Below are 17,312 nucleotides of genomic sequence, written 5' to 3' on the forward strand. Positions count from 1 at the left end.
GGCAATCAGCAGGGGAACCTACCGAAGCAGCCGCTGAACAGAGGCTTCGTCTCATGGCTGAGTTGCGAATAATACAATCGTACTTTTGGCTCATGCACTCAGGAAGACAGCCGCGTACCTCGCGTAAGCCTCTTTGTGGAGCCGGATGGGACTGCAATTGGTCGTATCGCATTTCTCACCCTTGACGATGAGGTGCTAACAGCGCCCTTAGGCCGAAGGCCAAATCGGGATGCAGTGCGCTTTGAGCGCTCATTATGATTGTTGCACTTTCACGTGGAGCGGCGGTAGCCCAACCCATCGCAGATACGCTTCATGAATAGGAGCCGGGCTTCTGTCGCGACGGGCCTATGTCGGATTAACGGACCTCAATGAATGTGCCCTAGTCTGCCTACCTGCTACGCGGAGTTCCAAATTCCCCAAGCAGCGACTTATGCGGCCTGGAAGCGCCATTCACCCTTGTAACGATCGGCGGCGAGATCCTTGTGCGAGACCTCGGGTGCCCGGCCGGAGATCAGGTCGGCGAGGACGCGCCCGGAGCCGCAGGCCATGGTCCAGCCGAGGGTGCCATGACCAGTGTTCGTGAACAGGTTCCTGTACCGTGTCGGCCCCACCACGGGCGTGCCATCCGGCGTCATCGGCCGCAAGCCCGTCCAGAAGCTGGCCTGCCTGACGTCTCCGCCCTGCGGGAACAGGTCCGTGACCGAGTGTTCCAGCGTTGCTCGCCGCGGCCCCCGCAGGCGCTGGCTGAAGCCGGCCAGTTCCGCCGTTCCTCCGACCCGGATCCGGTCGCCCAAGCGCGTGATCCCGACCTTGAAGGTCTCGTCCATCACGGTCGAGACCGGCGCCGCGTCCGGGTTCACGATGGGCATGGTCAGGGAATAGCCCTTGACCGGATATACCGGCAAGTGGATCCCGAGGGGCTTCACCAATTGGGGCGTATAGCTGCCCATGGCTGCCACATAGGTCTCCGCTGTGAGCACCTCGCCGCCATCAATCTGCACGCCGGAGATCCGGTTGCCTTCGGTGAGCAGCCTCTGGACGGAGGTGCCGTACCGGAACCGGACGCCCAGTTGCTCGGCAATCACAGCGAGCCGCTGGGTGAACAGGTGAGCGTCCCCGGTCTCGTCGCCGAGGAGACGCAGGCCGCCGACAATCTTGCCCTGGACGAGACCGAGCGCCGGCTCGATGCCCACGCAGTCTGCGGGGTCCAGGATCTCGTAGGGCACGCCGTAGCCGTCGAGAACCGCCGTGTCCTCCCCGATCCCATCGAGCTGCTTTTGGGTGCGGAAAAGCTGAAGCAGACCCTGCTCCCGGTGATCATAGGTGATGCCGGTCTCCTGCCGCACCTCGCGCAGGCAGTCCCGGCTGTACTCGGCGAGAGCGACCATCCGGCTTTTGTTGCGCCGATACGCCTCCTCGGTGCAATTGGCCAGCATGTGGGCCAGCCAACCCCAGAGGCGCAACTCGGTGCGTGGCCAGAGAACCAGTGGACGGTGCTTCATCATCAGCCACTTCATGGCCTTGATCGGAATGCCGGGAGCGGCCCATGGCGCCGAGTAGCCGGGCGAGACCTGTCCCGCATTAGCGAAGCTCGTCTCCATGCCGGCAGTGGGCTGGCGATCCACCACCGTCACCTCATGACCCAGCTTGGCGAGATAATAGGCGGACGTGACGCCGACGACGCCGCTGCCGAGAACGAGAACGCGCATGGTGTGACCCTCAAGAATGGTGTAATGGCGGTGGTAGCGGAACCGCTGTGCACCAGCACCGTAGAGCCGATGATCCAGCGTCGGCGTATCAACTGAAAGCAGTACTCTCCAGAAGCTGTGAACGACCTCAGAAATCCGCAACTTTACCCCATACAGAGGCGCTTAAGCGTTCAGGCCTGTAGGGGCGTGGATCCACGATCGGCGGTCGACCCGTAATCAGGTCCGCGATGAGGTGGCCAGCCCCTGGTCCAATCCCGAACCCATGCCCACTGAAGCCGGCGGCAAGAATAAAACCTGGTATATTCTCAACCTCACCAATGGCAGGCACCCCATCGGGTGTGCTGTCGATGTATCCGGCCCATACATCGGTTATTGGCATCTGGCGCATGCCCGGCATGAGATCGCACGCTCTTGAGTGGGTTAAGCGGATCTGTTTCGTATCAGGCTTGGGATCGAGGATCCGGACTTTTTCCATCGGCGTCACTTCATCCAATCGCCATTTGCGCAGGGTCTCGTGCCCCTGACGCCAGCCTTCAAGTCCCCCGGGCGCAAGGCTACGCCACCGCCGAGCGAACATTGGCAAGAACTCGCGACTGAACCGGAGTTGCTGCGGGGTTGGATCGACCCGCGCCCGGCCGCTGATTGCAAGAGTGTAACCACCATTACCGCGCCGGGTCATTGAGATTTCTGCCGTATGCAGTGCATCGGGCAAATCGTTTGCGCCCGGTGCGACGGCCAAGATCGAGGCTCGTATCGACGCTTGCGGGAAACGAATGCCGAGTTGGTGACAGAAAGACGATGCCCAAGCGCCACCGGCCATGACGGCAACGCGTGTGCGTATGGTGCCCTTTTCCGTCACAACCGCGCTTACGCGGCCGCCGCTGACTTCAATGCCACGCGCTGCGCAATTCTGATGTACGGTCCCCCCGGCTGCCAAAATCGCCCGCGCCGTCACGGGAACGGCTCGGGACGGGTCGGCCGTGCCATCGCTTGGTGAGAACACGCCCCCCTTCCAAACCCGACCGCTGGCACGGCCGTGTTCCGTCGCTTCCTGCTGACTCAGCATATGGGTCGTGACGCCAGCCATTTTGGCAAAGTCGCGCCATTTCGCCCAACCAGCTAGTTCGCTCTCGTTCTGAGAGAGATACAGAAGCCCACAGCGGCGAAAGCCAGTATCCTCGCCGGTCTCTTCAGCCAACTTCTCCCACAGATCAAGGCTCTTCGTTGCCATCGGCAACTCGCGCGCGTCACGGTTTTGCTGACGGCACCAGCCCCAGTTGCGACTGGATTGTTCTGCACCGACCAGCCCCTTCTCGACCAGCGCGACCTTCACGCCGCGCCTCGCCAGATAGTACGCCGTGAAGACGCCGACCACGCCACCACCGATGACGACCACGTCGGCTTCCTGCGGTAGGTCAGGCGTGGTCCTAATTTGAATGAGCGGCGCCGGCATGGCAGGTCTCCCGTAGTTTGGCTGGAGCATAGATGACTGGCAGCAGACCCATTCCCTGCAACGATGCGATGCAACGGAATTTCATGCTGTTCATACAATGAAAGACAGGTGATTGTTGCGGTCGATCCTATGGTCATAGGCTGGGAAGAAGCCACAATGTGATCAGAACGCCTATGCTCGCACCCAGATAGACTCATCTAGGGTCTATGATCAGGCACACCTGCCAGACCAGTGCAAAAGCGCTCATGCGATTGCAGTAGCGAACAAAACCGGCATAATCGCGGGATCTAATCCAAGACTGTGCGGATGACAATGAAGCTCGACCGGATCGATCTGAAGATACTCTCGGAACTCCAGAAGAACGGGCGCATCACCAACGTCGAACTCGCAGAACTCGTCAATCTCTCGCCAAGTCCCTGCCTCATGCGGGTGAAGAGACTCCAAACTGAAGGGTACATAACCAGCTATTCAGCACAGGTAAACGTTTCTAAACTTGGTCAGACACTTACGGTTTTCACCGAGATCACGCTCAAGAACCATAGACAGATCGATTTTGCACGCTTTCTTGCAACCGTCGATAAAATCGATGAGGTTATGGAGTGCCATCTCGTTTCTGGTGGCTACGATTATCTGATGAAGTTCGTCACACCGGGCATCGCTGAATACCAGACGATCATGGAACGCTTGATCGATATGGATGTGGGCATCGACAAATACTTCAGCTACGTGGTTCTGAAATCTCCGATCGTCAAAACACACCTTCCGCTCGATAAGATGTTTGACGTTTGAACGAAGAGATCCGGCGGGTTCTCATTAACGCTTCGAATAGGCCTGCAGGAGTTCGGGATCCTGCTCCAGACTGTCGAGCCAACCTGGGTTGAGCTTCGGTACAGAGGAAAACAACAACCGCGAATAGGGATGTCCGGCCTCACTGCCCATAACGTCGGGGCTCAACTGCTCGATCTTCTCGCCAGCATACATCACCGCTACCTCGTCACAGATCGCCCGTACCGTCGAAAGATCGTGACTGATGAAAAGGTACGACAGGGAAAGCTCGCGCTGAAGTTCCTTGAGGAGTTCAATGATTGCTGCCGCGACGACGGTATCCAGCGCAGAGGTGATCTCGTCACAAAGTATGAGCTTGGCGTCGGCCGCCAATGCACGTGCCAGATTAACGCGCTGCTTCTGTCCGCCTGACAGCTCCCCTGGTCGCCGATATCGTAAAGAGCGCGGCAAGCGAACCATATCGAGCAGTTGATCGATCCTGGCCTCTCGCTGCTTGCCGGCCATCCCATGATAGAATGTCAAAGGGCGGGCCAGGATATCGGAAATCGATTTGGCGGGATTGAGTGCAGTATCGGCAGATTGGAAGACGATCTGCACCTCGCGTAGCTCATTGCGGCTGCGTTTGCGCAAATCCCGATCAAGCGGCTTACCTTCAAGAAGAATCTGTCCCTGCGTGGCAGGCAGAATGCCAGCGATGACCCGCGCCAAGGTTGATTTTCCGCAGCCGGACTCGCCAATGATGCCGAGATTCTTCCCACGAGGAAGCTCGAAGCTGACCTTGTTGAGCACCCGTAGGGTAGGAGTTCCGCTTTCATCCAGCTTACCGTATCCCGCCACAATGTCCTTGACGACGAGAAGCGGCTTTTCGGGCTCAACGCTTTCAGCGGCCACCCGGGCATGCGAGGCCGGCTCAAAAGCGTTGAGCAACTCCCGTGTATATGGATGCTGCGGACGCTCCAAAATATCCTGGGTCAGGCCAACTTCCTGGATCTCGCCGTTTTTCAAAACGACGATGCGGTCGGCAATCTGCGCGACGACGGCAAGGTCGTGCGAAACATAGACCCCGGCGATCGCGCCTTTCTTCATCACCGACTTAAAGGCACGAAGAACCTCAACCTGCGTCGTCACGTCCAGTGCAGTCGTCGGCTCGTCGAAAATCACAAGCTTTGGATCACCAATCAGAGCCATCGCTGCCGAAAGGCGTTGCAGCTGGCCGCCGGATACCTGGTGCGGGTAGCGGTCACCAATCGTATCAGGATCAGGCAGGGCCAGGGCCCTGAAAAGCTCAATCGCCTTCTTGCGTGCTTGGTCAACCGGCATCAACCTGTGGATCTTCGTCACCTCGATAACCTGATCCATGATCTTGTGCGTCGGGTTAAAGGAGGCGGCGGCGCTCTGCGGCACGTACGAGACTTCGGTGCCGCGCTTGTTGGCGCGTTTGCGTTCCGGTAGGGCAGAAATCTCCTGTCCAGCGAGTTCAACGCTCCCCCCGACAATCCGACATCCAGGGCGCGTATACCCCATCAGGGTCAAGGCAATAGTCGTCTTACCGGAACCGCTTTCACCGATGAGAGCGACGATCTCCCCTTCCGCGACATCGAAGGACACACCCCGGATAATCTCGACTGTGCGGCCTGAGTCTGTCTTCGCATCAACCCGCAATTTGCGAACTTCGACGAGATTTCTCATGACTCGCTCCGGTCTCGGATCTTCTGGGGTAGGTTGTCGATCAGCAAATTGACGCTGATGGTCAGGCTTGCGATCGCGATCGACGGAAAGATCACCGCCGGCGCCGCAAAGGACAGCCCGCCGATATTCTCTTTAACCAGAGCGCCCCAGTCGGCGAATGGCGGCTGCACGCCAAGACCAAGAAAGGACAGGCTTGACAGCAAAAGCACGATGAACACGAACCTCAGTCCAAAATCGGCTAAAACCGGCCCGATGATGCCAGGTAGGATTTCGGAGCGGATCAGGTAGCCGAGACCCTCACCGCGCGCTCGGGCGACCGTTACATAGTCCATCGTGTTGATATTCACGGCTAGAGCACGCGCAAAGCGGTAACAGCCTGGTGTGTAGATGAAGGCCAGGGTCCCGATAAGAATCGGGATCGACGAGCCAACGGCCGCGACGATCACCAACGCCAGGATCTTGCTCGGAATGGATGTCAGGGCATCAAGCAGCCGGCTCAGGGCACTATCGAACCACCCACCGATAACCGCGGCGGTCATGCCTAAGGTGACACCACAGAAACAGGCAAGACTAACGGCAGCAAGGGAGATGCCGACCGTATAGCGGGCGCCGAGCAGAATGCGCGAGAGCATATCACGACCGAGGTAGTCCGTTCCCATGGGGAATTGCGCGGTCATCGGGCCGAAGAAGTCAAAGTCGACGATGTCTCCGACTGGATGCGGGGCTATGTATGGGGCAAAAACAGCAACAAGCATCCAGGCGACGATAATGAGGAACGATACCGTTCCCACCAGGGGAACCCGGTATCCAAAGCGTGGTAGCCTAGTCTTTTGTGTGGTCGACAGCGAAATGGACATGGTCATTGAAGCCTCGGATTGGAGACAATGGCAACGAGGTCGGCAATGGTGATGAGAAGCAAGTAGGCAAGGCAAAAGATCATCGCGCAACTTTGTATCAGCGGAAGGTCGCGCGTTGAAACCGCGTCAAGCATAAGCTTCGCAATACCAGGGTAGTTGAAGATCGTTTCGACGATGATCACCCCACCCAGCAGATAAGAGAGAGACAGGGCCACTGCATTGACGATGGGACCAAGCGCGTTCGGCAGCGCGTGGCGCAGAACCATACGCCGGCGCGACGCACCCTTGAGAAGAGCCATCTCCACGTAGGGCGTGTTGAGCGTCTCGAGCACGGCAGCACGAGTCATGCGGATCATCTGTGCGGAAACGACGAAGCTCAGCGTGATCACCGGCATAGCAAAGGCCTTCAGTAAGCCTCCGATCGACGTCACGTCATTGGCCATCGAAAGGGCAGGCAGCCAGCCGAGATAGACCGCAAAAACGATAACGGCGATGGTTGCAACCATGAACTCGGGCACAGAAATCACCGAGATCGTGAAGATCGACACAAGCCGATCGTAAAGTGTCCCCCGCATGATCGCGGCCGTGATACCAAGAGTTAGCGCGATGGGAACCGTGATCATGGCCGTCACACCGGCCAGTTTCAGCGAATTAACGAGCCGTCCGCCGATGAGGTCGCTGATTGGCATTTTATTCACGTAGGAAACGCCGAGGTCGCCGGTGAGTAGTTCCCCGAGCCAGTAGATGAAGCGCAGGAAAGCCGGCTGATCAAGGTTCATGGCTGTTCGCAGTCCGGCCACAGCTTCGGGCGTAGCAGCTTGACCCAGGAGGATTTCCGCAACGTCCCCCGGGAGCATCTCGGTCGCGAAGAAGATGGTGAACGCGACAAAGAGTAGTGTCATGAGAGCGACAAGTACGCGCTTTGCGGCGAGACTGAGTATGAGGGAGTTCATAGCGCGACTACCCACTGATGCATGGAAGTGGATCGGCCCGAATCACAGGAGGACCCTCCAGATCCGGGCCGAATTAGGCGGGTTTAGGCCTCAAGCCAGGCATGTTCCGCGAAGGTGTAGCCCATCATGCCACCGAGCGGGTTCGCGACGAGTCCCTTCAGCTTGGGCGAAACGGCATCGACATTCGACATGAAGACGGGAATTGCCGTGCCAGCCTCATTGGAAATCATGGCCTGCATTTCGCCATAGATTTCCTTGCGCTTGGCCTCGTCCAGGAGTCCACGTGCTTCGAGCAGCATGGAGTCGAACTTTTCCGACTTGTAGCCGCTTTCGTTCCAGGCCGCGTCGGACTTGTAGAGCAGAGAGAAGAGAATGTCAGGCGTGGGACGCGCGTTGATGTTGCCGAAGTGGACAGCATCCTTGATCCAGTGATTGGACCAGTAGCCGTCGGATGGGACACGGTTGATCGCGACGTTAAGACCGATCTTGGACGCGGCCTGCTGGACGACCATTGCGTAGTCAAGGGAGGAAGATGCTGCCTCAGCCGCGGTGATCCGGATTTCTTGCCCGAGTACGCCGGCCTTCTGGAAGAGGGATTTGGCCCTTTCGGGATCAAACGCACGCTGCTTCAATTCGGCATTGTGATACTTGTTCGTGCTCGGGATCGGATGATCGTTGGCGATGTCGCCCAGTCCGCGCAACACCGACTTCTGGATCACTTCACGATTGATAAGATATTTGAAGCCTTCAGCAACCCCTTGCTTGTCACCGGGCGGCATGTCCAGACGGACATTGAGGTTGGTATAAGTGCCAAGTTTTGAGATGAAGGGACGAGCTGCCGCTGGGTTGCTCTCGAGAACGCGCAGCGAGCGCGGGTTGAGATTGGCGGCAAGCTGAATATCGCCGGAGAGCACGGCGTTCATGCGCGCCGACTCGTCTCCAATTGCAAAGAACTCGAACCCTTCAAGGTTGGCTTTCCGGTCTTTCCAGTAATTCTCATTGCGGGCTGCGATCGATCGCACGCCAGGCTGAAACTCCTTCAAGACAAACGGCCCGGTGCCGTTACCCTTCGAGAAGTCGGTGGTGCCGTTGGCGACGATCATAAAGTGGTGCAATGCGAGGATGGTCGGAAGGTCGGCGTTCGGCGCTTGAAGTGTGATTTCGGTTGTCTGATCGTTGACAGCCTTCACGCTGACAATCTGCTTGGCGAGCGCATTTACCTTCGAGCCGACAGCAGGATCCAGATGACGGTTCAGCGAAAAGACAACATCCGCTGAAGTCAGGCTCTTGCCGTCATGGAAAGTTACACCTTTACGTAGTTTGACGATCCAGACCTTTGCATCATTGCTTTCGATACTCTCAGCGAGCTCCATCGTGGTTTCACCGGCACCGTTGATGAAGGTCAGCCGATTGTAAAGGGCCGCGCAGCGAACATAGTCGGTCGCGTTCGACGCTTTCGCCGGATCGAGCGTATCGGCGGTCGAGGCTGAGAAACCGGCTGCCTTGATGAAGCCGCCTCTCACCGGCTCGGCCGCGATAGCCGCAGTCGCGCGCCCGAGTATAGTGGCGCCAGCGGTGGCAGCGACGCCGCCCATCAGCATCATCTGCAGAAGTTGCCGGCGATTTGCACCGCGACGGATGGCGTTTTCAACCATCATATCGTCGGAAGAAGTCCAGTTCACAATCTTGTCGCTCATTGCAGTTCCCTTTTATTGAGTGGCTGACGGTGCGTTCGTCCGCCTTCTGTGGGCGGATCGGAAAATCAAGCAGGTAAAGTCTCTCGCACCGCCTCAGACAAGGCGGCCATCGAGGTGAAGTGATAGTCCGGCTGAGTAAATTCACTCGGCTCGATCGTGCCGCCATAGCCTTGCTGGGCGTGGCGCCGCTCGATCCAGCAGTTAGTCATGCCGAGCCGGCGCGAGACGCCGATGTCATGATACTGACTCTGCGCAACATGCAGGATGTCGTCCATCCTGTTGCCTTCGCTTTCCACGAAGGCGAAAACCTTCTGAAAAAACACCGGATCAGGCTTCTCGGTGCCGGTGTCGTCTGCGGTGAAGCTTGCGTAGAACGGATCGCCGAGTTCTCTGGCGAAGTGGTCGAAAGCCCAGCGGCGGGCATTCGTCATGGCGACAAGCCTGTAGCGCTCGCCAAGCTGGGCTAGCGCCATAGCGCTGTCAGGAAAGGCCTTCCAGTGGCGGACGTCGTCGCGGAGTTTCTCGCCATTCGCCCGTTCCGCAGGCAATCCAAGCTTCGGCGCTATAGCGAGATAAACGCGCACCAGGTCGTCCGGGACGAGGCCGGCATCGTCCGAATAGCGTGCTTGCCGGTAGAGCGCGAGCGCCTCCTCCCCGTCGATTTCCACGCCAGCGGACTTGCCAATCTCAGTGAGGGATTTCTTAAGACCACCCTCAAAGTCGATTAATGTACCCACCACGTCAAAGGTCAGGTATTTGAAATCACTCAGGCTTTTCGCCATACGCGATACTCCTCTGAAACCTGTCTGCTTTGCGCGAATGCTCTGGCGTGATAGTTTTTGTTCGCTGCCTTCGATCGCTTCGCCTTCAGTTTCTCTTGGTGCCGATAGGGTTAGTTTGGCGGCTATTGCTTATCGATTTCGCTGAATCGTGGATGCCTCACGGCACAAAATTGCGAATATGACGCCTGAGCGACATTTGGGGGGCGAGATCGCCCCCCCCGCAACCCGCTCACCCGGCCATTGCTGCACGGACATCTGCGTCTTCCAGCGTTTGGTTGAGCGTCATGCGCGTGCAATCGATAATTCTGTCGATATCATCATCTGTGCAACAAAGCGGCGGGGCATAGCCGAGCACGCCATTGGCGAAGGCGCGGATGACGAGCCCATTCTCCCACGCTCGGTCGAATATCCGGCGCGCGGGGTCTGCCGTTGCCGGCAGCGGTGTCTTGCGCTCTTTGTCGGTAACAAGTTCGATCGCCGCCAACATGCCGCGCCCCCGAACATCGCCGACCAACGGGTGGTCGTCGAGGGAGCGTAGCCCGGCCATAAGCCGCTGGCCAGCCCGAACACCGTTTTCCAGCAACCCATTCTCATAGAGGCGCAGGCATTCCAGCCCAACGGCAGCACTGACAGGGTGCGCCGAGTAGGTGTAACCGTGGCCAATCGCAGCCATCCCAGCCCCGTCCGCAATGGTGTTGTAGACTCTGTCGGACATAAAAACGGCGCCTAGCGGCACATAGCCTGAGGTCAGCCCCTTGGCGGTGGTCATGAAATCAGGCACGACCTCATCTTCGAGGCAGGCGAATAGCGGTCCGGTGCGTCCGAAGCCGGTGATAACCTCGTCCGCCACAAACAGGATCTCGAGCTCGCGGCAAACGTCGCGCATCGCCTTCATCCACCCCTTCGGCGGCACCAGGACGCCGCCGGACCCTTGGATCGGCTCGACATAGAAGGCGGCGACGCGCTCGGCGCCGAGTTCGCCTACCTTGGCCCGCAAGGCCGCCACGGATGCATCGATGATGGCCTGTGGCTCCGAGCCCGCCGGATTACGATAGGCGTAGTGCGACGGAATTTTATGCTGCCAATCGTACGGTACGCCGAAGCCGGCGTGGAATGCAGGCAGTGCCGTCAGGCCGGAACCTGCCGTCGAAGACCCGTGGTAGCCGTGCTCGACCGAGATGAACTGGTCTTTCTCGGGCGTGCCCTTGGCGTGGTAGTAATAGCGGATGAAGCGGATCGTGCTGTCGACGGCATCGGACCCGCCGAGGGTGAAATAGATGTGATTGAGGTCGCCTGGTGCGCGTTCGGCAAGTTCTGCCGCTAGGCGGATCGGTGGTTCTGACCCTAGCCCGAAGTACCCGGTCGCATAGGGCAGCTCACGCATCTGACGGGTTGCGGCCTCCACGATACTGTCTTGGCCGTATCCTACATTGACGCACCAGAGGCCGGCGAAGCCATCCACCATGGTGTGCCCTGTTGAGTCCGTAACCAGGGCCCCTTTGGCGGATTTCAGCACGCGCACCCCTCTTTTCTCATGCCCGCGATAGGAGGCAACGGGGTGAACCAGATGGGCGCGATCAAGCTCGATCAGCGAATTGCTCAGCATGGTATTCTCCAACTCAACCTAGTGCCTGGTTAACCAGCGCAAATGAACGGTAAGGTGCTTCCGCTCCGTCCGCCTTGGGACCGCGTCGCATCGGTATGCCACCACCGACATGAATAAGGCCACGCTCGGCAAGCCAAGGGCCCAGTCCGGTGGACAGCTCAGTGTCGACACGCACAAACGCGCCTTCATGGTGCGCGAGCATGAACTGAATGAGGTCCTTGGCCTGCTCGTCGCTCGTTGCGACGACGGGTCCGATGACCAGTCCGCGACCGAAAGCCCGTACCCCCGCAAATGCCACGGCCTCTCCCCGTTCCCGGATAACCGCAAACTGGGCCGACCGATGAAGAACGCTCATGAGCTTGCTGCGATCAACGCCAGAGGCGGCGCGATCAAGTGCGGAAATTCTCTCATGCTCATCGTCCCGCGCCCAGAACACGTTAGCCGGAGCGTCAATCTTAAGGGCTTTCCCCTGGTGCTGGATGATTTCACCCACCGCGACGAAACCAAGTTTTTCATAGAGCGGCAGACCTTCTGTCGTAGCCACGAGTCGACAGTTGCGTGCACCCGCCTTGTCCAGTGCGGTATCCATCAACCGCCGGCCGAGCCCGCGCCCGCGCATGGATGCGTCTACAATCACCATGTTGATGGTAGCTGTATCGGAGCCGAAAGGCGTCATGATGGTGGTCGCGACGACGCGGCTGCCTTGGAGCGCTACGATGCCCTCGCTGACCGACAACACCAATTCCCAGTCCTCGCGGCGATGAGGCCAGCCGGCCTCCTGTGACAGGCGGACGGCTCCATCCAGATGTTCGGCTCCCATTGCTTCCAGCGAGATCTGTTCTGCAGTCATTTCATTTTCCGCATGCGGTGTGCGTGCTCTTATGGATAGAGCAGTCCCGGAAGCAGCACCTCCCGACTCCGTGGCTTGGCCAACGCGTTTGCGCTTTCTGTGGCCCCCAGTTCCGCATCTTATGCCGTCAGTCCGGCAGTACAGGCGGACATCATGAGACTTTACTGGCATCCGCCGCCGTAGCGGGAAAACTCTCTGCCGCACCCATCATCTGATACGGAACAATCTGCTTTCTGTTGCAGCGAATGCGGTGATTAGTCCATGAGGACGCTCGTTATGATGCCTGGCAGGTCGGCAGGCGCTGCCGATAGAATTGTAAGGATGGACCTCATGAGCCAGTTTCGGCCGAAATACATTACCTTCGATTGCTACGGCACACTGACAAACTTCCAGATGGCCGAAGCCGCACGGGAGATTTATGGCGAGCGGTTGACCGAAGATCGCATGCAACAGTTCATCAAGAACTTTGCCGCGTACCGACTCAACGAGATCCTGGGGGCCTGGAAGCCGTACAATGAGGTCATTCACAATGCAGTTGAGCGCACCTGCAAGAAGAATGGGGTTGCGTTCCGGGACGAAGACGCACGCTGGATCTATGACCAGGTGCCGACTTGGGGGCCTCATCCCGATGTCCCGACCGGGCTTGCCAAAGTGGCCAAGGAAATCCCCCTCGTCATTCTGTCAAACGCGATGAACGAGCAGATCATGTCGAATGTCGAGAAGCTTGGCGCGCCGTTCCACGCTGTCTACACTGCGCAGCAGGCCCAGGCCTACAAGCCCCGCTTTGAGGCTTTCGAGTACATGTTCGATCAGCTGAACGCCAATCCGGAAGACATTCTCCATGTCTCCTCTTCCTTCCGCTACGATCTAATGTCCGCCCACGACCTCGGCATCAAGAACAAGGTCTGGGTGAACCGCGGCCATGAGCCTGCAAACCCCTATTATGGCTATACCGAGATCAGGGACATATCGGGCCTCCCCGGCGTCGTCGGCCTCTGATCGGGAGGTAGAAATGCAGTTCAAGCCCTATTGGCACGACACCACACCACCCTTCACCATGGCGTTGGACGGTCCGGTGGAGGGACACTATGATGTCGCCGTCATCGGCGGGGGGTTCACGGGTCTCTCCGCGGCCCTGCATCTCGCCAAGGCGGGCGGGAGTGTCGTCGTGCTGGAGGGGGGGACGGTTGGCTCCGGCGCGTCCGGGCGAAACGGGGGGCATCTCAACAACGGGATCGCCCACAGCTACCTGGCCGCCAAGGCACATCTTGGAGCGGATCGCGCGAAGGCGCTCTATCGCGCCTTCGACGATTCGATCGACTCGATCGAGCGCATCGTCCGGGAAGAGAAGATTGATTGTGCCTTTCGGCGCTCGGGCAAGCTCAAATTGGCGTCAAAGCCGGCACATATGGATGCGCTGGCTCGCAACTTCGAGGCGCTTCACCGGGAGGTGGATCCAGACACAGCACTGTTGCGCCGGGACGACCTCGTCGATGAGGTCGGGTCGGACGCGTTCCATGGTGCGATGCTCTCCCGCAAGAGCGCCATGATGCATATGGGCCGGTATGTCACTGGCTTGGCCACCGCTGCCGCCCGCCATGGCGCCATCATTTTTGAGAACGCGCTTGTCACACAGCGCCGTCAGAGCGACGATCGAACCGCCCTCGTGACCTCCCGCGGCACGGTTACGGCCGATACGGTATTGTTGGCAACCGGGGCCTACACGACGGAGAGTTTCGGGTATTTCCGCCGTCGGATCATCCCCGTCGGCAGTTTCATTATCGCGACCAGACCGCTGAGCGAGAGCGAAATCGCCGCGACCATGCCGGGCAACCGCACCTACGTAACGTCGATGAACATCGGCAACTATTTCCGATTGGCGCCCGACCGTCGCATGATCTTCGGCGGCCGAGCGCGCTTTTCCGCCACCTCGGACCAACGATCCGACGCCAAGAGTGGCGAGATCCTGCGCGCCAGTTTGGCAAAGCTCTTCCCGCATTTGGCCCGGGTGGAGATCGATTACTGCTGGGGTGGTCTTGTCGACATGACACAGGATCGGTTCCCGCGCGCGGGTTTCGCCGATGGGGTGTGGTTCGCTATGGGGTATTCGGGCCATGGCGCACAGATGTCCACGCAAATGGGAATTCTGCTCGCGGACGCCATCATGGGCAAAGGAGATCGTAACCCGATCGAGGGCCTCCAATGGCCCACAATTGCCGGTTACTCAGGCAAACCATGGTTCCTGCCGATGGTTGGCCTTTACTATAAGATGCTCGACAGAATCCAGTAGGACTGCTTTTGCGATGAAAAAGGTGAGGAAGGCGGCCTATGCCGCCTTCCTCCCACTCTTCCGAATGCGATAGTATTCATGCTGTCCCGAAGACGCAATCGCAGGCGCACCTTGCCGCGATCTAGTTTAATCCTCCGACATGCAGGGTTTTTACCTCCAGATACTCGTCGATGCCGAGTTGGGAGCCCTCACGTCCGATGCCCGACTGCTTGACCCCCCCAAACGGAGCCACTTCTGTCGAGATTGCCCCGGTGTTCAAGCCAACCATTCCGAACTCCAGCGCCTCGGCCACGCGCCATGAACGGCTGAGGTTCTGCGTGTAGAAGTACGCAGCGAGTCCGAATGGCGTGCCGTTGGCGATCCCGATTGCCTCTTCTTCGGACTCAAAGCGAAAGAGTGGTGCCACAGGTCCAAAGGTTTCTTCCGAGGCAAGCAGCATTTCGGTGGTTGCCCCACCCAGCAAGATCGGCCTTGCATATTGGCGACCGTCTGGAACAAAGTTGCTCTGCGAGAGGATGTGCGCCCCCTTGGACAAAGCATCTTGGACGTGCCGTTCGATCTTATCGATGGCGGCCGCGTTGATCATTGGGCCGATCACCACCCCATCCTCGGTGCCAGCACCCACCTTCATCTGTGCCACACGCGCAGCCAGCTTGTCCGCGAATGCATCGTAGATGCCGGACTGCACGAGGATACGGTTGGAGCACACGCAGGTCTGGCCGCCGTTACGGAATTTCGACGCTATGGCACCTTCGACCGCCAGATTAACATCAGCGTCGTCGAACACAATGAAGGGTGCATTTCCACCCAACTCAAGGCTCAGCCGCTTGATGCCGTCGGCCGCGCCACGCATCAGAAGCGCTCCGACGCGTGTTGACCCGGTGAACGAGATCTTCCGTACAGTTTCGTTCCTAATCAGCTCACTGCCGATCTCGGTGGGCAGGCCCGTAACGATGTTGACGACACCTGGCGGTATTCCGGCCCGCTCCGCCAGGACGCCGAGAGCTAGTGCCGAATACGGCGTGAATTCAGAGGGCTTAATGACGACCGTGCATCCCGCCGCCAGAGCAGGCGCGACCTTGCGCGTGATCATCGCGTTCGGAAAGTTCCAGGGTGTGATGATGCCACAGACACCAACCGCCTCTTTCAGAACCAGGATCCGCCGGTCCGGCGTCGGTGATGGGATAGTGCTCCCGCCGATACGACGCGCCTCCTCGGCGAACCATTTGACGAAGCTCGCGCCGTACCGGATCTCGCCGCGTGCCTCGGCTAGCGGCTTACCCTGCTCGAATGTCAGGATGTGGGCGAGATCCTCCTCGTGCTCAAGCATGAGGTTATACCAGTGTTCAAGCAGTATCGCCCGTTCCGCGTGCGTCTTCTTTTTCCAGATCTTGAACGCACGTGATGCAGCCTCGATTGCGTCACGCGTTTCCGCCGCGCCCATGTCAGGAACCGTCCCGAGCACTAACTGTGTTGCGGGGCTAATAACATCGACGGTTTTGCCGGACCTTGCGCCCTGCCACGATCCGTTCACCAAGCCGCGCTGGCGAAACAGATCCGTATCCTTCAACTGCATATCGGGTTTCCTCTTCGTTCAAGCCAGTGCTGCCAGAACAGCCTCTGTGATCACGTCTGTCCTGTCCGCACCTGGCACGGTGCCGGTTCCCTTGGCGGTGCATGCTTCGACCGCATTCATCACGTCCTTTGCCGCTCCGGCTTCTCCCAGATGCTCCAGCATCATTGCTCCCGACCAGATGGCAGCGATCGGGTTAGCGATGTTGAGATGCGCGATATCGGGGGCGGAGCCGTGCACGGGCTCAAACATCGAAGGCGCAGTGCGGTCCGGGTTGATGTTGGCGGATGCGGCAAAGCCAAGTCCGCCTTGGATCGCGGCGCCGAGATCCGTCAGGATGTCCCCGAAAAGGTTGGATGCAACCACGACGTCGAGCGAATCGGGAGCCATCACCATGCGGGCAGCCATGGCGTCGATGTGATAGTGGGAAACCTCGACATCGGGATACTCGCGTGCAACGTCGCGTGTCACCTCATCCCAGAACACCATCGAGTATTTTTGCGCGTTTGATTTCGTCACCGAAGCCAGTTTGCCGCGCCGGACCCTTGCCTGCTCAAACCCAAAGCGGATGATGCGCTCCACACCCTTGCGGGTGAAGATTGCCGTTTCGACTGCCACCTCGTTCGTCGTCCCCGTGTGCACCCGCCCGCCAGCCCCGGAATATTCTCCTTCGGTGTTCTCGCGAATGCACAGGATGTCGAAACTTTGTGCGCGCAAGGGACCGGTGACACCTGGAAGAAGCCGGTGCGGCCGAATGTTAGCGTATTGAACGAATGCCTTGCGGATCGGCAGGAGAAGACCATGTAGCGAAACCGAGTCCGGCACCTCGGCCGGCCAGCCCACAGCGCCGAGGTAAATCGCGTCGAACGCACGCAGCGTCTCAATCCCGTCTGCAGGCATCATTCCGCCGGTTTGCTTGTAGTATGCGCATGACCACGGAAAAGTTGTCCTGTCGAGTTTGAATTCGCGTTTGCTTGCAGCAAGCTGCAGTACAGACCAGGCAGCTTCGGTCACATCCGTGCCAATGCCGTCGCCTGGAATGAGCGCTATGGAATAAGTTTTCATGG

At 58.9% G+C, this 17,312-nt stretch carries 14 protein-coding genes; 3 read left to right on the forward strand and 11 right to left on the reverse strand.

Annotated elements, in window-relative coordinates; all coding sequences use genetic code 11:
* Positions 1 to 428 precede the first annotated feature (428 nt).
* Entirely contained in the window at positions 429 to 1,850 is a 1,422-nt protein-coding gene (locus tag AC0QTX_RS09940; protein ID WP_474603668.1) for a D-amino acid dehydrogenase, read from the reverse strand.
* The gene (locus AC0QTX_RS09945; RefSeq protein ID WP_474603669.1) at positions 1,837 to 3,162 is read right to left on the reverse strand and encodes an NAD(P)/FAD-dependent oxidoreductase; all 1,326 of its coding nucleotides are present in this window, start codon (positions 3,160 to 3,162) and stop codon (positions 1,837 to 1,839) included. The genes AC0QTX_RS09940 and AC0QTX_RS09945 overlap by 14 nt, the downstream gene beginning before the upstream one ends.
* Before the next feature lie 312 nt (positions 3,163 to 3,474).
* Between AC0QTX_RS09945 and AC0QTX_RS09950 the strand changes: the two genes are divergently transcribed.
* Positions 3,475 to 3,951 (forward strand): Lrp/AsnC family transcriptional regulator, encoded by a 477-nt coding sequence (locus AC0QTX_RS09950; RefSeq protein WP_474603670.1) that lies wholly within the window; start codon positions 3,475 to 3,477, stop codon positions 3,949 to 3,951.
* A gap of 24 nt (positions 3,952 to 3,975) precedes the next feature.
* Here the strand turns inward: AC0QTX_RS09950 and AC0QTX_RS09955 are convergent, their stop codons facing one another.
* The 7 genes from AC0QTX_RS09955 to AC0QTX_RS09985 form a co-directional block, all read right to left on the reverse strand.
* Positions 3,976 to 5,637, reverse strand: a complete 1,662-nt coding sequence (locus tag AC0QTX_RS09955; protein WP_474603671.1) for an ABC transporter ATP-binding protein — start codon at positions 5,635 to 5,637, stop codon at positions 3,976 to 3,978.
* Positions 5,634 to 6,500, reverse strand: a complete 867-nt coding sequence (locus tag AC0QTX_RS09960) for an ABC transporter permease (protein WP_474603672.1) — start codon at positions 6,498 to 6,500, stop codon at positions 5,634 to 5,636. Before AC0QTX_RS09960 ends, AC0QTX_RS09955 begins: the two co-directional genes overlap by 4 nt.
* Positions 6,497 to 7,447 (reverse strand): ABC transporter permease, encoded by a 951-nt coding sequence (locus AC0QTX_RS09965; RefSeq protein ID WP_474603673.1) that lies wholly within the window; start codon positions 7,445 to 7,447, stop codon positions 6,497 to 6,499. The genes AC0QTX_RS09960 and AC0QTX_RS09965 overlap by 4 nt, the downstream gene beginning before the upstream one ends.
* Positions 7,448 to 7,530: 83 nt before the next feature.
* Complete coding sequence (locus tag AC0QTX_RS09970; RefSeq protein WP_474603674.1) at positions 7,531 to 9,144, reverse strand: ABC transporter substrate-binding protein; 1,614 nt, start codon at positions 9,142 to 9,144, stop codon at positions 7,531 to 7,533.
* A 65-nt stretch (positions 9,145 to 9,209) separates the two neighbouring features.
* Positions 9,210 to 9,926: an HAD-IA family hydrolase gene (locus AC0QTX_RS09975; RefSeq protein WP_474603675.1), complete on the reverse strand. Its 717-nt coding sequence runs from the start codon at positions 9,924 to 9,926 to the stop codon at positions 9,210 to 9,212.
* 229 nt (positions 9,927 to 10,155) lie between these two features.
* Positions 10,156 to 11,532 (reverse strand): aminotransferase class III-fold pyridoxal phosphate-dependent enzyme, encoded by a 1,377-nt coding sequence (locus tag AC0QTX_RS09980; protein WP_474603676.1) that lies wholly within the window; start codon positions 11,530 to 11,532, stop codon positions 10,156 to 10,158.
* A 13-nt stretch (positions 11,533 to 11,545) separates the two neighbouring features.
* The gene (locus AC0QTX_RS09985) at positions 11,546 to 12,382 is read right to left on the reverse strand and encodes a GNAT family N-acetyltransferase (RefSeq protein WP_474603677.1); all 837 of its coding nucleotides are present in this window, start codon (positions 12,380 to 12,382) and stop codon (positions 11,546 to 11,548) included.
* Between the two features lie 330 nt (positions 12,383 to 12,712).
* Between AC0QTX_RS09985 and AC0QTX_RS09990 the strand changes: the two genes are divergently transcribed.
* Positions 12,713 to 13,381 (forward strand): haloacid dehalogenase type II, encoded by a 669-nt coding sequence (locus AC0QTX_RS09990; protein ID WP_474603678.1) that lies wholly within the window; start codon positions 12,713 to 12,715, stop codon positions 13,379 to 13,381.
* Between the two features lie 13 nt (positions 13,382 to 13,394).
* Positions 13,395 to 14,672 (forward strand): NAD(P)/FAD-dependent oxidoreductase, encoded by a 1,278-nt coding sequence (locus AC0QTX_RS09995; RefSeq protein ID WP_474603679.1) that lies wholly within the window; start codon positions 13,395 to 13,397, stop codon positions 14,670 to 14,672.
* Between the two features lie 121 nt (positions 14,673 to 14,793).
* Here the strand turns inward: AC0QTX_RS09995 and AC0QTX_RS10000 are convergent, their stop codons facing one another.
* Positions 14,794 to 16,248, reverse strand: a complete 1,455-nt coding sequence (locus AC0QTX_RS10000; RefSeq protein ID WP_474603680.1) for an NAD-dependent succinate-semialdehyde dehydrogenase — start codon at positions 16,246 to 16,248, stop codon at positions 14,794 to 14,796.
* Positions 16,249 to 16,266: 18 nt separating this feature from the next.
* Complete coding sequence (locus AC0QTX_RS10005; RefSeq protein ID WP_474603681.1) at positions 16,267 to 17,310, reverse strand: tartrate dehydrogenase; 1,044 nt, start codon at positions 17,308 to 17,310, stop codon at positions 16,267 to 16,269.
* Positions 17,311 to 17,312: the final 2 nt, after the last annotated feature.

It is taken from the genome of Microvirga sp. jy35 (genome assembly GCF_056148915.1).

Coding starts and splice junctions, on each gene's coding strand:
- AC0QTX_RS09990 (WP_474603678.1), top strand. CDS start 12,713: ATGAGCCAGTTTCGGCCGAAATACATTACCTTCGATTGCTACGGCACA.
- AC0QTX_RS09955 (WP_474603671.1), bottom strand. CDS start 5,637: ATGAGAAATCTCGTCGAAGTTCGCAAATTGCGGGTTGATGCGAAGACA.
- AC0QTX_RS10005 (WP_474603681.1), bottom strand. CDS start 17,310: ATGAAAACTTATTCCATAGCGCTCATTCCAGGCGACGGCATTGGCACG.
- AC0QTX_RS09995 (WP_474603679.1), top strand. CDS start 13,395: ATGCAGTTCAAGCCCTATTGGCACGACACCACACCACCCTTCACCATG.
- AC0QTX_RS09975 (WP_474603675.1), bottom strand. CDS start 9,926: ATGGCGAAAAGCCTGAGTGATTTCAAATACCTGACCTTTGACGTGGTG.
- AC0QTX_RS09965 (WP_474603673.1), bottom strand. CDS start 7,447: ATGAACTCCCTCATACTCAGTCTCGCCGCAAAGCGCGTACTTGTCGCT.
- AC0QTX_RS09950 (WP_474603670.1), top strand. CDS start 3,475: ATGAAGCTCGACCGGATCGATCTGAAGATACTCTCGGAACTCCAGAAG.
- AC0QTX_RS09970 (WP_474603674.1), bottom strand. CDS start 9,144: ATGAGCGACAAGATTGTGAACTGGACTTCTTCCGACGATATGATGGTT.
- AC0QTX_RS10000 (WP_474603680.1), bottom strand. CDS start 16,248: ATGCAGTTGAAGGATACGGATCTGTTTCGCCAGCGCGGCTTGGTGAAC.
- AC0QTX_RS09945 (WP_474603669.1), bottom strand. CDS start 3,162: ATGCCGGCGCCGCTCATTCAAATTAGGACCACGCCTGACCTACCGCAG.
- AC0QTX_RS09960 (WP_474603672.1), bottom strand. CDS start 6,500: ATGACCATGTCCATTTCGCTGTCGACCACACAAAAGACTAGGCTACCA.
- AC0QTX_RS09980 (WP_474603676.1), bottom strand. CDS start 11,532: ATGCTGAGCAATTCGCTGATCGAGCTTGATCGCGCCCATCTGGTTCAC.
- AC0QTX_RS09985 (WP_474603677.1), bottom strand. CDS start 12,382: ATGACTGCAGAACAGATCTCGCTGGAAGCAATGGGAGCCGAACATCTG.